Here is a 13,883-nt window from a genome sequence, read left to right on the forward strand (position 1 = left end):
TCCTACCAGTGTGTTGGGTTGGGAAAGTTGCTTGTCTGGAGCTCGGAGGGAGTAATAATGCTGGCCGGGAAGGCGGGATTATCCCAAATCGGGTCACCTGCCTATGGCGATAGATTACTCTTGTTCCCTTCGCGGGTATTAACCCGATCAGGTTCCGCGGATCCCGAATTAACGGTCTCAGCCTGGCCAATTTGATGAACAAATCAGGCGCTAGGCACTCCGACAAGATGCCCTCCAGTATAGGAGGGATAATAAAATAGACTACAACATTTTAGCTGGCTGGATCCAGTGTCTTGTCCGGCTCCGCCTGTTGCCAGGTTTCAGCCGCCAGTTGGATCAACCTGTCTTCGAGGGTAAAACGTGCTGCCAGCGTTTCACCGATGTCGGACAAAGACTGATGCAATTCCAGGCACAGGTCCTGATCGATATCCACTTCGGTATAGCGATCGTGGAAAGCCATGATCTGCTCGGTATTGGCCCACAGCTTGGGATAGATGTTGACCGCCAGAGACATTTTCGGACTGGATGCGCCTTCCACTTGTTTGATAATTCTGTCATAGATATGAAAATGGCCGGCGGAGAGATAATCCACCAGATTATGGCAAAAGTTCTCCAGCGCTTTTTCATTCAGCGGCGTATGCTTTTCTTTGTTCGGTTTGATGCCCACCAGGGCGCAATAGGCGACCAGCAATTGCTTGCGCGCCTGAAGCCATTGATCTACTAATTCATTACTACCACCAACGCGCTGAGTCAGGCTTTCCAAACGGTTGAGCATGTTTGACTCCGTAAGTAATAAAACGTAACAGTAAGTTATTAAAATGTAACAAGGCCGATTTGTAGAGTGCCAGTGAAGCTGAGGTTGTGCAACAACGATATGGAACTTGCATTAACGGGTAATGAAAATGGCTGGTGGATCGTCAGCCAGGAAAGCAAACTTTGGTTACCGAACGGTGAATTACCGTGCGGTTCAGCGGCGTCATTCTCCCTGCAGGGGCGGATGGCTCGCGCTATTGGCGAATGGGAAGGGCTGCCGGTCTGGCTGGTGCGCCACGCGATGCCGCAGGAGATGGGCTCGGTGCGCCAACTGCTTGAACTCGATCGCGGGCTGTTCCAGCTCGCCGGGCGTGGCGTACAACTGGCCGATTTTTACCGTTCCCACCGCTACTGCGGCTATTGTGGCCATGAAATGCACCTCAGCCGCACCGAAAGTGCCTGCCTGTGCGGCAACTGCCGGGAGCGTTATTACCCGCAGATCGCACCCTGCGTGATTGTCGCCATTCGGCGTGACGATGAGATCCTGCTGGCGCAGCATGTGCGTCACCGCGGCGGTATTCATACCGTACTGGCCGGTTTTGTCGAAGTCGGCGAAACGCTGGAGCAGGCGGCTGCGCGTGAGGTTATGGAAGAAAGTAATATTGAAATCAAAAACCTGCGTTATGTCACCTCGCAACCCTGGCCATTCCCGCATTCGCTGATGATGGCCTTTATGGCCGATTATCACCGGGGCGAGATCCGCCACGATCCCAAAGAGCTGCTTAACGCCGGTTGGTACCGCTACGATCGGTTGCCACTGCTACCGCCACCCGGCACCGTAGCGCGTCGCCTGATAGAGGACACCGTAGCCTTATGCCGTGAACAATAAATCGCTACAATACCGGCAGATGAATAAGGGAGCCCCATAATGAATGAGTTGAAGAACGATCGTTACCTGCGCGCACTGTTGCGTCAGCCGGTGGATGTGACCCCTGTATGGATGATGCGTCAGGCCGGTCGCTATTTGCCGGAGTACAAGGCTACGCGCGCCGAGGCCGGTGATTTCATGTCGCTGTGCAAGAACGCGGAGCTGGCTTGTGAGGTCACGCTGCAGCCGCTGCGTCGTTTCCCACTGGATGCTGCGATCCTGTTCTCCGATATCCTCACCATTCCCGATGCTATGGGGCTGGGCCTGTATTTCGAAACCGGTGAAGGCCCGCGTTTCTCCTCACCGATCACCAGCCGTGCCGATGTCGACAAGCTGCCGGCGTTCGACCCGGAAGTGGAACTGGGTTATGTGATGAATGCGGTGCGCACCATCCGTCGTGAGCTGAAGGGCGAAGTGCCGCTGATTGGTTTTTCTGGCAGCCCGTGGACACTGGCGACCTATATGGTGGAAGGCGGCAGCAGCAAGGCCTTCACCAAGCTGAAAAAAATGATGTACGCCGAGCCGGCGACGTTGCACCTGCTGCTGGATAAGCTGGCGGACAGCGTCATCTTGTATCTTAACGCCCAGATTAAAGCCGGTGCACAATCGGTGATGGTATTCGATACCTGGGGTGGCGTGCTGACCGGTCGTGACTACCGCGAGTTCTCACTGCACTACATGCATAAGATTGTCGACGGCCTGCTACGTGAAAACGACGGCCGCCGTGTACCGGTGACGCTGTTTACCAAAGGTGGCGGTCAGTGGCTGGAGGCGATGGCGGCGACCGGTTGTGACGCGTTAGGCCTCGACTGGACAACCGATATCGCTGATGCACGCCGTCGCGTAGGGGACAAAGTCGCGTTGCAGGGCAATATGGATCCTTCCATGCTGTATGCGTCACCTGAGCGTATCGGCCAGGAAGTGGAAACCATTCTGGCTGGTTTCGGCCACGGCGAAGGGCACGTGTTCAACCTGGGGCATGGTATTCACCTGGACGTGCCGCCGGAGAACGCAGGCGCCTTTGTTGAGGCGGTTCACGCGCAGTCGGGGAAATACCATCGCTAAGGATTGGACGTGATAGATACTAAGGCCCTGCGTACGGAGCAACTGCTTCGCGCCTCTGAAGTCATTCGCCAGGATGATTTTTTGGTCGATCCACCGGCCTTCATCGCCGGTGCCGACGTGGGTTTTGAGCAGGAAGGGGCGGTAACCCGCGCCGCCATCGCCATCCTGCGCTATCCGTCGCTGGAGCTGGTGGAATACCAGGTGGCTCGTGTTAGCACCACCATGCCCTATATCCCTGGTTTTTTATCATTCCGTGAATACCCTGCGTTGCTTGCTGCCTGGGAGCAACTGCATCAGAAACCGGACCTGGTTCTGGTCGATGGGCATGGCATCTCGCATCCGCGCCGCCTGGGCGTTGCCAGCCATTTTGGCCTGCTGGTTGACGTACCGACCATCGGCGTAGCCAAAAAGCGCCTGTGCGGTAAATTCGCCCCATTGGACGCAGATGCAGGCGCATTGGCTGCGCTGAAGGACAAAGGCGAGCCGTTGGGTTGGGTATGGCGCAGCAAGGCGCGCTGCAATCCGTTGTTCATCTCCACCGGCCATCGTGTTGGCGCCGACAGTGCGCTCGCCTGGGTACAACGTTGCATGGCGGGTTACCGTTTGCCAGAACCTACACGTTGGGCCGATGCCATCGCCTCGCGCCGCCCGGCCTTCCAGCGCTGGTTACAGCAGCATCCGGAGGTGTCGCAATGACCGATTTCGGGTACACTGCGGCGCAGATAACGCGTAAGAGAGTGAATAATGCTACGTAACCCGATTCATTTACGTCTGGAAAAACTTGAGAGCTGGCAACATTTGACCTTTATGGCCAGTTTGTGCGAGCGTATGTATCCGAATTACCAGATGTTCTGCCTGCAAACCGAGTTCGGCGATCCGGCAATTTATCGCCGCATTCTGGATTTGGTGTGGGAAACGCTGGTGATCAAGGACGCCAAGGTCAACTTTGACAATCAGTTGGAGAAGTTGGAAGAGGCGATCCCCTCGGCAGAAGATTACGATCTTTACGGCGTTTACCCGGCGATTGACGCCTGTATCGCATTAGGGGAACTGATCCATTCGCGACTCAGCGGGGAGACGCTAGAGCACGCCATCGCCATCAGCGAAACGTCAATTCGCACCGTGGCGATGTTGGAAATGACTCAGGCCGGTAAGGAAATGACCGACGATGAGCTCAAGGTTTTGCCTGCGGTAGAGGAAGAATGGGACATCCAATGGGAAATTTTCCGCCTGTTGGCTGACTGCGAAGAGCGTGATTTAGAACTGATCAAAGGGTTACGTTCTGACCTCCGCGAGGCCGCAGTTAGTAATATCGGGATAAATTTAACGCAATAAGGCAAGAAAACGTGATTTAACGCCTGATTTGTCATGCCTTAAGGCTTCACATCCGCACCCTGTCTGGTCTACATTTGGGGGGCGTAAAAAAAGTGGCTATCGGTGCGTGTATGCAGGGAGTGCTGTACATCGGCATATCCGTCGCACTCGATGCTTTGCAAACGATAAACACACTGTAAGGATAACTTATGAACAAGACTCAACTGATTGATGTAATCGCGGACAAGGCTGACCTTTCCAAAGCACAAGCTAAACTGGCTCTGGAATCCACCCTGGCTGCTATTACTGAGTCTCTGAAAGAAGGTGATGCAGTACAATTGGTTGGTTTCGGGACTTTCAAGGTCAACCACCGCAACGAGCGCACTGGTCGCAACCCGCAGACTGGTAAAGAAATCAAAATCGCAGCTGCTAACGTGCCTGCGTTCGTTTCTGGTAAAGCACTGAAAGACGCAGTTAAGTAATACTGCGTGTTGGTGAAAAGATTAAACAGAGGGGCTATAGCGCCCCTTTTGTTTATCCGACAGGCGCTTATGGTCATCGGCATTGCCGGCGGCCTGAGCGCCTGCAGCAGTCATTCTGATCCCCCTGCCTTTACGGCCAGCGGCTATGTAGCCGACCAGGGCGTTATGCGTCTGTGGCGTAAAGATGACGATCGGCATCATCCACTGGTGTTGATGAGCGTCTACAGTCCCTACCGTGGTCCGGGTACCGTCACCACGCTGTACGAATATGAAAACGGCAAGCTGCGTCAGATTAAACGCACTGACGCCGATGGCGATCAAGACTCTATTCAATTGCGCTTTGCCGATGACGGCGGAGTGAGCTTTATGCAACGCCAATTGGCTACGCGGCGTGAACAACTGACCGCCGATGAAATCGCGCTGTATCAATACCAGGCCCGACGAGTGCTGGAATTAAGCAATGCGCTGCGCGCCGGCAAGGTGAAGCTGCTGCAGGGGCGTTGGCAGCAAGGAGTAGTACAAACCTGCGATGGCCAAACGCTGAAGCCGGAACTGGACAGCAGTGCCGAAGCCTGGATTGCGCGACGCGCCCGCAATAGCAGCCAGCCGGTGAATATAGCCTGGTTGGATGCACCGGAAGGGCGTGAACTGCTGCTGGTGGCGAACGATGATTTTTGCCGCTGGGAACCGAAAGAAGACCAGCTATAAAAAAGGCTCCGCATTGCGGAGCCTGGCTAGCATTTCAGTGTTCAGATCATTTGCCGCGTGCAATCGCACGATAGCCAATATCCTTGCGGCAGAAACTCCCCGGCCACTGAATACCTTCCGCTAATTGATAGGCGCGTTGTTGCGCTTGTGCCACCGTTTCACCCAATGCGGTTACGCACAACACGCGCCCACCGCTGGTGACCACGTCATCGCCCTGCATGCGAGTACCGGCGTGGAACACCTTACCGTCGGCACTTTCCTGCTGTGGCAGACCCTGAATGACTTCACCGTTGTTGTAATCACCCGGATAGCCGCCGGCTGCCAGTACCACGCCCAGCGCAGGACGCTCATCCCACTCGGAGGTTTTCTCTCCCAGCTTGCCTTCTGCACCGGCCAGGCACAGTTCGATCAGATCAGAACGCAGACGCAGCATGATGGGTTGGGTTTCCGGATCGCCAAAGCGACAGTTGAATTCAATCACCTTTGGCTGGCCGTCGGCGGAGATCATCAGCCCGGCGTACAGGAAACCGACGTAGGTGTTACCTTCCGCTGCCATGCCGCGCACGGTTGGCCAGATGACCTGATCCATGGCGCGCTGGTGGATTTCATCGGTAACGACCGGTGCCGGGGAGTAAGCCCCCATGCCGCCGGTGTTTGGGCCGGTATCACCGTCGCCGACGCGCTTGTGATCCTGGCTGGTGGCCATCGGCACCACGTTCTCGCCGTCGACCATCACGATAAAGCTGGCTTCCTCACCTTCAAGGAACTCTTCCACCACGATGCGGTGACCTGCATCGCCAAAGGCGTTACCGGCCAACATGTCCTGTACTGCGTCTTCCGCTTCCTGCAACGTCATGGCGACGATCACGCCCTTGCCGGCGGCCAGGCCGTCGGCCTTGATAACGATGGGGGCACCTTTACTGCGCAGATAGGCCAGCGCCGGCTCAACCTCGGTAAAGTTTTGGTACTCGGCGCTTGGGATGTTATGGCGCGCCAGGAAGTCTTTGGTGAAGGCTTTGGAGCCTTCCAATTGGGCTGCCGCCTGGGATGGGCCAAAGATTTTCAGGCCCGCGGCCTGGAAGGCATCAACCACGCCAATCACCAACGGCGCTTCCGGCCCGACGATGGTGAGATCGATATCATGGCTCTGGGCAAAGGCAAGCAGCGCTGGAATATCGGTAGCAGAGATCGCCACATTCTCCAGATTGCTTTCCAGTGCGGTGCCGGCGTTACCCGGTGCAACGTAGACTTTATCTGCCAACGGCGACTGGGCCGCTTTCCAGGCCAGCGCATGTTCGCGCCCGCCGTTGCCGATAATTAAAATGTTCATTAGGTGCTCCACGCAGAGCGTGCGCCGGAGCGCACGCGGCAAAAGGGATTAATGGCGGAAGTGGCGCATGTCGGTGAAGATCATCGCGATGCCGTGCTCGTTGGCGGCGGCAATCACTTCATCATCGCGGATCGAACCGCCAGGCTGGATCACACAGCTGATACCTACCGCCGCGGCGGCATCGATGCCATCACGGAACGGGAAGAAGGCGTCAGACGCCATGGCGGAGCCTTTGACTTCCAGGCCTTCGTCCGCGGCTTTGATCCCGGCGATCTTGGCGGAGTAAACTCGGCTCATCTGGCCGGCGCCTATGCCGATAGTCATGTTGTCACGCGCATAGACGATGGCGTTGGACTTCACGAACTTGGCAACCTTCCAGCAGAACAGCGCATCACGCAGTTCCTGTGCGGTCGGTTGGCGTTCGGATACCACACGCAGGTCGCCTTCGCTCACCATGCCCAGATCGCGATCCTGTACCAGCAGGCCGCCGTTGACACGTTTGAAGTCGAGAGCGGCAATACGTTGCTGCCATTGGCCACAGGCCAATACGCGCACGTTCTGCTTGGCCGCCAGCAGGGAGCGAGCCTCCTGGTTGATGCTCGGCGCGATAATCACTTCCACAAACTGGCGGCTGATGATCGCCTGTGCGGTGGCGGCGTCGAGTTCGCGGTTGAAGGCGATAATACCGCCGAAAGCAGAGGTAGGGTCGGTTTGATAGGCTCGCTCATAGGCCGCGAGAACATCATCACCGATCGCCACACCGCACGGGTTGGCGTGCTTGACGATCACACAGGCCGGCTCGGCGAACTCTTTCACACATTCCAGTGCGGCATCGGTATCGGCGATGTTGTTGTAAGACAGCGCTTTGCCTTGCAATTGTTCCGCGGTGGCGACAGAGGCTTCCTGAACGTTCTCTTCTATATAGAAGGCAGCTTGCTGGTGGCTGTTCTCACCGTAGCGCATATCTTGCTTCTTTATATAGTTGAGGTTCAGGGTGCGAGGGAAACGGCCGGCAGGTTGCTCAGTATCACCGTGGTAGGCCGGAACCAGCGCGCCGAAGTAGTTGGCGATCATGCTGTCGTAAGCGGCGGTGTGTTCGAAGGCTTTGATGGCCAGATCGAATCGGGTGGTGTATCGCAGCGAACCGTCGTTGTTATCCATCTCGGTAATGATAGCGGCGTAGTCGCTGCTCTTCACCACGATGGCAACGTCTTTATGGTTCTTGGCGGCGGAGCGCACCATGGTAGGGCCGCCGATGTCGATGTTCTCGACCGCGTCTTCCAGTGAGCAGTTCGGACGCGCCACGGTCTGGGCGAACGGATAAAGGTTTACTACCACCATGTCGATTGGCTTGATGTCATGTTGGTCCATGATGGCATCGTCCTGGCCACGACGGCCCAGAATACCGCCATGTACTTTGGGGTGCAGGGTCTTTACTCGTCCGTCCATCATTTCCGGGAAGCCGGTATAGTCGGAAACTTCGGTAACAGGCAGGCCGGCATCTGCCAGCAGGCGGGCAGTGCCACCGGTGGAGAGCAGTTCAACGCCACGCTGGGATAGCGCTTCGGCGAATTCAACGATACCGGCTTTGTCAGAGACGCTGAGCAGGGCCCGGCGGATTGGACGAGGTTGTTGCATGGTTTTATCCCTTGGCTTTGGAGTCGCAATAAAAGAGCGTTACGTGAATTTCCACCTTCTACTCTCTATAAGGAAAGGTTTTTCTCTCTATAAAGGGGTGATCAGGCACAGATTCAGGTAACGCCCCCATAAAAAGGGGAGCGTTTCGTCGCGGGGAATTGTAGCGAAAACGTTTGCGTGGCGCTCGTAAATTTTCCGTGCAAATGACTTCTGTGGATAAGTTTGTGCACAACAAGGTATAAAGCGGGGTTTTGCTGTGGAATGCAGCAAACGATCGTTTTTGTCGAAAATACCTATTGCGGCCTGCTGAGAACTCCCTATAATGCGCCTCCATCGACACGGAACATGTGAACAACTTCACAGAGTCTCCGGGGTTCGAAGAGAAAAAATCCTGAAATTTAGGGGTTGACTCTGAAAGAGGAAAGCGTAATATACGCCACCTCGAGATAGCAAGCTACGGCGGCTAACTCACTGCTCTTTAACAATTTATCAGACAATCTGTGTGGGCACTCCACAAGACGATATCCAGAACCTTCGGGTTCGAAAAAATATCAAGTCTTGAAGAGTGACCAAGCAATACGTTGTTTCGTTGGCTTGTCCAACAGAACGACTATTACGAAAGTTATTTTCGAGCATCGCTTCACGAGTTGAAGCAAATCAAGCTTTTAATTGAAGAGTTTGATCATGGCTCAGATTGAACGCTGGCGGCAGGCCTAACACATGCAAGTCGAGCGGTAGCACAGGAGAGCTTGCTCTCTGGGTGACGAGCGGCGGACGGGTGAGTAATGTCTGGGAAACTGCCTGATGGAGGGGGATAACTACTGGAAACGGTAGCTAATACCGCATAACGTCTTCGGACCAAAGTGGGGGACCTTCGGGCCTCACGCCATCAGATGTGCCCAGATGGGATTAGCTAGTAGGTGGGGTAATGGCTCACCTAGGCGACGATCCCTAGCTGGTCTGAGAGGATGACCAGCCACACTGGAACTGAGACACGGTCCAGACTCCTACGGGAGGCAGCAGTGGGGAATATTGCACAATGGGCGCAAGCCTGATGCAGCCATGCCGCGTGTGTGAAGAAGGCCTTCGGGTTGTAAAGCACTTTCAGCGAGGAGGAAGGGTAGTGTGTTAATAGCACATTGCATTGACGTTACTCGCAGAAGAAGCACCGGCTAACTCCGTGCCAGCAGCCGCGGTAATACGGAGGGTGCAAGCGTTAATCGGAATTACTGGGCGTAAAGCGCACGCAGGCGGTTTGTTAAGTCAGATGTGAAATCCCCGCGCTTAACGTGGGAACTGCATTTGAAACTGGCAAGCTAGAGTCTTGTAGAGGGGGGTAGAATTCCAGGTGTAGCGGTGAAATGCGTAGAGATCTGGAGGAATACCGGTGGCGAAGGCGGCCCCCTGGACAAAGACTGACGCTCAGGTGCGAAAGCGTGGGGAGCAAACAGGATTAGATACCCTGGTAGTCCACGCTGTAAACGATGTCGACTTGGAGGTTGTGCCCTTGAGGCGTGGCTTCCGGAGCTAACGCGTTAAGTCGACCGCCTGGGGAGTACGGCCGCAAGGTTAAAACTCAAATGAATTGACGGGGGCCCGCACAAGCGGTGGAGCATGTGGTTTAATTCGATGCAACGCGAAGAACCTTACCTACTCTTGACATCCACAGAATTCGGCAGAGATGCCTTAGTGCCTTCGGGAACTGTGAGACAGGTGCTGCATGGCTGTCGTCAGCTCGTGTTGTGAAATGTTGGGTTAAGTCCCGCAACGAGCGCAACCCTTATCCTTTGTTGCCAGCACGTCATGGTGGGAACTCAAAGGAGACTGCCGGTGATAAACCGGAGGAAGGTGGGGATGACGTCAAGTCATCATGGCCCTTACGAGTAGGGCTACACACGTGCTACAATGGCGTATACAAAGAGAAGCGAACTCGCGAGAGCCAGCGGACCTCATAAAGTACGTCGTAGTCCGGATCGGAGTCTGCAACTCGACTCCGTGAAGTCGGAATCGCTAGTAATCGTAGATCAGAATGCTACGGTGAATACGTTCCCGGGCCTTGTACACACCGCCCGTCACACCATGGGAGTGGGTTGCAAAAGAAGTAGGTAGCTTAACCTTCGGGAGGGCGCTTACCACTTTGTGATTCATGACTGGGGTGAAGTCGTAACAAGGTAACCGTAGGGGAACCTGCGGTTGGATCACCTCCTTACCTAATGATATTGATTGCGTGTAGTGCTCACACAGATTGTCTGATGAAAAAGTAATGAGCAAAAGCGCTACCTGTTGATGTAATGAGTCTCTGACTCATGCTGATACGAACCGATTAAGACGTTCAGTTTAATCGGATTTTCGTGTCCCCATCGTCTAGAGGCCTAGGACACTGCCCTTTCACGGCTGTAACAGGGGTTCGAATCCCCTTGGGGACGCCATCCGATAATGAGTGAAAGACATTATCACCGGTTCTTGCCGAACCGAAAACATCTTAAAGATGACTTTAACGAGTCGTGTTTAAGATATTGCTCTTTAACAATCTGGAACAAGCTGAAAATTGAAACATGACAGCTGAAACTTACTCCTCCGTAGAAGTACTGGAGTAAGGATTAACCTGTCATAGAGTCTCTCAAATGTAGCAGCACGAAGGTGGAAACACTTTTGGGTTGTGAGGTTAAGTGACTAAGCGTACACGGTGGATGCCTAGGCAGTCAGAGGCGATGAAGGGCGTGTTAATCTGCGATAAGCGTCGGTAAGGTGATATAAACCGTTACAACCGGCGATACCCGAATGGGGAAACCCAGTGCAATTCGTTGCACTATCATACGATGAATACATAGTCGTATGAGGCGAACCGGGGGAACTGAAACATCTAAGTACCCCGAGGAAAAGAAATCAACCGAGATTCCCCCAGTAGCGGCGAGCGAACGGGGAGGAGCCCAGAACCTGAATCAGTTCTTGTGTTAGTGGAAGCGTCTGGAAAGTCGCACAGTAAAGGGTGATAGTCCCGTACACTAAAATGCATTAATTGTGAGTTCGATGAGTAGGGCGGGACACGTGACATCCTGTCTGAATATGGGGGGACCATCCTCCAAGGCTAAATACTCCTGACTGACCGATAGTGAACCAGTACCGTGAGGGAAAGGCGAAAAGAACCCCGGCGAGGGGAGTGAAATAGAACCTGAAACCGTGTACGTACAAGCAGTGGGAGCCTACTAGTTGGGTGACTGCGTACCTTTTGTATAATGGGTCAGCGACTTATATTTTGTAGCAAGGTTAACCGTATAGGGGAGCCGTAGGGAAACCGAGTCTTAACTGGGCGAATAGTTGCAAGGTATAGACCCGAAACCCGGTGATCTAGCCATGGGCAGGTTGAAGGTTGGGTAACACTAACTGGAGGACCGAACCGACTAATGTTGAAAAATTAGCGGATGACTTGTGGCTGGGGGTGAAAGGCCAATCAAACCGGGAGATAGCTGGTTCTCCCCGAAAGCTATTTAGGTAGCGCCTCGTGAACTCATCTTCGGGGGTAGAGCACTGTTTCGGCTAGGGGGCCATCCCGGCTTACCAAACCGATGCAAACTCCGAATACCGAAGAATGTTATCACGGGAGACACACGGCGGGTGCTAACGTCCGTCGTGAAGAGGGAAACAACCCAGACCGCCAGCTAAGGTCCCAAAGTCATGGTTAAGTGGGAAACGATGTGGGAAGGCATAGACAGCCAGGATGTTGGCTTAGAAGCAGCCATCATTTAAAGAAAGCGTAATAGCTCACTGGTCGAGTCGGCCTGCGCGGAAGATGTAACGGGGCTAAACCATGCACCGAAGCTGCGGCAGCGACGCTTAGGCGTTGTTGGGTAGGGGAGCGTTCTGTAAGCCGTTGAAGGTGGCCTGTGAGGGTTGCTGGAGGTATCAGAAGTGCGAATGCTGACATAAGTAACGATAAAGCGGGTGAAAAACCCGCTCGCCGGAAGACCAAGGGTTCCTGTCCAACGTTAATCGGGGCAGGGTGAGTCGACCCCTAAGGCGAGGCCGAAAGGCGTAGTCGATGGGAAACAGGTTAATATTCCTGTACTCGGTGTTACTGCGAAGGGGGGACGGAGAAGGCTAGGCTAGCCGGGCGACGGTTGTCCCGGTTTAAGCGTGTAGGGGGAGTGACTTGGTAAATCCGGTTACTTATTCAACCCTGAGGCGTGATGACGATGCACTACGGTGCAGAAGTAGTTGATGCCAAGCTTCCAGGAAAAGCCTCTAAGCATCAGGTAACATCAAATCGTACCCCAAACCGACACAGGTGGTCAGGTAGAGAATACCAAGGCGCTTGAGAGAACTCGGGTGAAGGAACTAGGCAAAATGGTGCCGTAACTTCGGGAGAAGGCACGCTGGCGCGTAGGTGAAGAGACTTGCTCTCGGAGCTGAAGCCAGTCGCAGATACCAGCTGGCTGCAACTGTTTAATAAAAACACAGCACTGTGCAAACACGAAAGTGGACGTATACGGTGTGACGCCTGCCCGGTGCTGGAAGGTTAATTGATGGGGTCAGCCGCAAGGCGAAGCTCTTGATCGAAGCCCCAGTAAACGGCGGCCGTAACTATAACGGTCCTAAGGTAGCGAAATTCCTTGTCGGGTAAGTTCCGACCTGCACGAATGGCGTAATGATGGCCAGGCTGTCTCCACCCGAGACTCAGTGAAATTGAACTCGCTGTGAAGATGCAGTGTACCCGCGGCAAGACGGAAAGACCCCGTGAACCTTTACTATAGCTTGACACTGAACATTGAGCCTTGATGTGTAGGATAGGTGGGAGGCTTTGAAGCGTGGACGCCAGTCTGCGTGGAGCCAACCTTGAAATACCACCCTTTAATGTTTGATGTTCTAACTCGGCCCCGTAATCCGGGGTGAGGACAGTGTCTGGTGGGTAGTTTGACTGGGGCGGTCTCCTCCCAAAGAGTAACGGAGGAGCACGAAGGTTAGCTAATCACGGTCGGACATCGTGAGGTTAGTGCAAAGGCATAAGCTAGCTTGACTGCGAGAGTGACGGCTCGAGCAGGTACGAAAGTAGGTCTTAGTGATCCGGTGGTTCTGAATGGAAGGGCCATCGCTCAACGGATAAAAGGTACTCCGGGGATAACAGGCTGATACCGCCCAAGAGTTCATATCGACGGCGGTGTTTGGCACCTCGATGTCGGCTCATCACATCCTGGGGCTGAAGTAGGTCCCAAGGGTATGGCTGTTCGCCATTTAAAGTGGTACGCGAGCTGGGTTTAGAACGTCGTGAGACAGTTCGGTCCCTATCTGCCGTGGGCGTTGGAAGATTGAGAGGGGTTGCTCCTAGTACGAGAGGACCGGAGTGAACGCACCACTGGTGTTCGGGTTGTCATGCCAATGGCATTGCCCGGTAGCTAAGTGCGGAAAAGATAAGCGCTGAAAGCATCTAAGCGCGAAACTTGCCTCGAGATGAGTCTTCCCTGGGGACTTGATCCCCCTGAAGGAACGTTTAAGACTAAGACGTTGATAGGCTGGGTGTGTAAGTGCAGCGATGCATTGAGCTAACCAGTACTAATGATCCGTGAGACTTAACCTTACAACACCAAAAGTGTTTTGATTTGAGAGTAGATTTTCAGCGAATGTTCCGAGATTGGTTCTGATGGCTACGCGAGTGGCGGTTGGAATGAAA

9 protein-coding genes, 1 tRNA gene, 2 rRNA genes and 1 riboswitch are annotated in these 13,883 nt (G+C 54.3%); of the genes, 9 read left to right on the plus strand and 3 right to left on the minus strand.

Annotated features, from left to right (window positions below):
* Window positions 1-107: 107 nt before the first annotated feature.
* A riboswitch (TPP riboswitch) is annotated at window positions 108-232 on the minus strand.
* A gap of 39 nt (window positions 233-271) precedes the next feature.
* Entirely contained in the window at window positions 272-775 is a 504-nt protein-coding gene (rsd, locus tag NHG65_RS01355) for a sigma D regulator (RefSeq protein ID WP_099064205.1), read from the minus strand.
* 99 nt (window positions 776-874) lie between these two features.
* On the opposite strand from rsd, the gene nudC reads away from it, so the two are divergent.
* The 6 genes from nudC (at window position 875) to NHG65_RS01385 (ending at window position 5,250) form a co-directional block, all read left to right on the plus strand.
* A complete protein-coding gene (nudC, locus tag NHG65_RS01360) occupies window positions 875-1,642 on the plus strand; it encodes an NAD(+) diphosphatase (RefSeq protein WP_499182861.1) in 768 nt (255 codons plus the stop codon).
* 39 nt (window positions 1,643-1,681) lie between these two features.
* Complete coding sequence (hemE, locus tag NHG65_RS01365) at window positions 1,682-2,746, plus strand: uroporphyrinogen decarboxylase (RefSeq protein WP_219015142.1); 1,065 nt, start codon at window positions 1,682-1,684, stop codon at window positions 2,744-2,746.
* Window positions 2,747-2,755: 9 nt separating this feature from the next.
* Window positions 2,756-3,442: a deoxyribonuclease V gene (nfi, locus tag NHG65_RS01370; RefSeq protein ID WP_499182862.1), complete on the plus strand. Its 687-nt coding sequence runs from the start codon at window positions 2,756-2,758 to the stop codon at window positions 3,440-3,442.
* Between the two features lie 48 nt (window positions 3,443-3,490).
* Window positions 3,491-4,081, plus strand: coding sequence for a YjaG family protein (locus NHG65_RS01375; RefSeq protein ID WP_099064201.1), 591 nt, complete (start codon window positions 3,491-3,493; stop codon window positions 4,079-4,081).
* A gap of 188 nt (window positions 4,082-4,269) precedes the next feature.
* A complete protein-coding gene (gene hupA / locus NHG65_RS01380; protein ID WP_012004757.1) occupies window positions 4,270-4,542 on the plus strand; it encodes a nucleoid-associated protein HU-alpha in 273 nt (90 codons plus the stop codon).
* A gap of 69 nt (window positions 4,543-4,611) precedes the next feature.
* A complete protein-coding gene (locus tag NHG65_RS01385; protein WP_221344852.1) occupies window positions 4,612-5,250 on the plus strand; it encodes a DUF1481 domain-containing protein in 639 nt (212 codons plus the stop codon).
* A 46-nt stretch (window positions 5,251-5,296) separates the two neighbouring features.
* Here the strand turns inward: NHG65_RS01385 and purD are convergent, their stop codons facing one another.
* Complete coding sequence (purD, locus tag NHG65_RS01390; protein ID WP_261418169.1) at window positions 5,297-6,580, minus strand: phosphoribosylamine--glycine ligase; 1,284 nt, start codon at window positions 6,578-6,580, stop codon at window positions 5,297-5,299.
* A 48-nt stretch (window positions 6,581-6,628) separates the two neighbouring features.
* Window positions 6,629-8,218: a bifunctional phosphoribosylaminoimidazolecarboxamide formyltransferase/IMP cyclohydrolase gene (purH, locus tag NHG65_RS01395; protein ID WP_499182863.1), complete on the minus strand. Its 1,590-nt coding sequence runs from the start codon at window positions 8,216-8,218 to the stop codon at window positions 6,629-6,631.
* Between the two features lie 666 nt (window positions 8,219-8,884).
* Here purH and NHG65_RS01400 point away from each other — a divergent pair.
* From NHG65_RS01400 to NHG65_RS01410, 3 genes are all read left to right on the plus strand, one after another.
* Window positions 8,885-10,427 (plus strand): 16S ribosomal RNA (locus NHG65_RS01400).
* Window positions 10,428-10,571: 144 nt separating this feature from the next.
* Window positions 10,572-10,647, plus strand: a tRNA-Glu gene (locus NHG65_RS01405).
* Window positions 10,648-10,881: 234 nt separating this feature from the next.
* A 23S ribosomal RNA gene (locus NHG65_RS01410) occupies window positions 10,882-13,790 on the plus strand.
* Together the 16S and 23S rRNA genes with 1 tRNA gene alongside form the textbook arrangement of a ribosomal RNA operon.
* Window positions 13,791-13,883: the final 93 nt, after the last annotated feature.

The organism is Serratia myotis (assembly GCF_027474885.1).
Taxonomy (GTDB): Bacteria; Pseudomonadota; Gammaproteobacteria; order Enterobacterales; family Enterobacteriaceae; genus Serratia; species Serratia proteamaculans.

Excerpts from the sequence above, each read along its gene's own strand:
- nudC (WP_499182861.1), top strand. The coding sequence starts at position 875 with ATGGAACTTGCATTAACGGGTAATGAAAATGGCTGGTGGATCGTCAGC.
- hupA (WP_012004757.1), top strand. The coding sequence starts at position 4,270 with ATGAACAAGACTCAACTGATTGATGTAATCGCGGACAAGGCTGACCTT.
- NHG65_RS01375 (WP_099064201.1), top strand. The coding sequence starts at position 3,491 with ATGCTACGTAACCCGATTCATTTACGTCTGGAAAAACTTGAGAGCTGG.
- purD (WP_261418169.1), bottom strand. The coding sequence starts at position 6,580 with ATGAACATTTTAATTATCGGCAACGGCGGGCGCGAACATGCGCTGGCC.
- rsd (WP_099064205.1), bottom strand. The coding sequence starts at position 775 with ATGCTCAACCGTTTGGAAAGCCTGACTCAGCGCGTTGGTGGTAGTAAT.
- purH (WP_499182863.1), bottom strand. The coding sequence starts at position 8,218 with ATGCAACAACCTCGTCCAATCCGCCGGGCCCTGCTCAGCGTCTCTGAC.
- NHG65_RS01385 (WP_221344852.1), top strand. The coding sequence starts at position 4,612 with ATGGTCATCGGCATTGCCGGCGGCCTGAGCGCCTGCAGCAGTCATTCT.
- hemE (WP_219015142.1), top strand. The coding sequence starts at position 1,682 with ATGAATGAGTTGAAGAACGATCGTTACCTGCGCGCACTGTTGCGTCAG.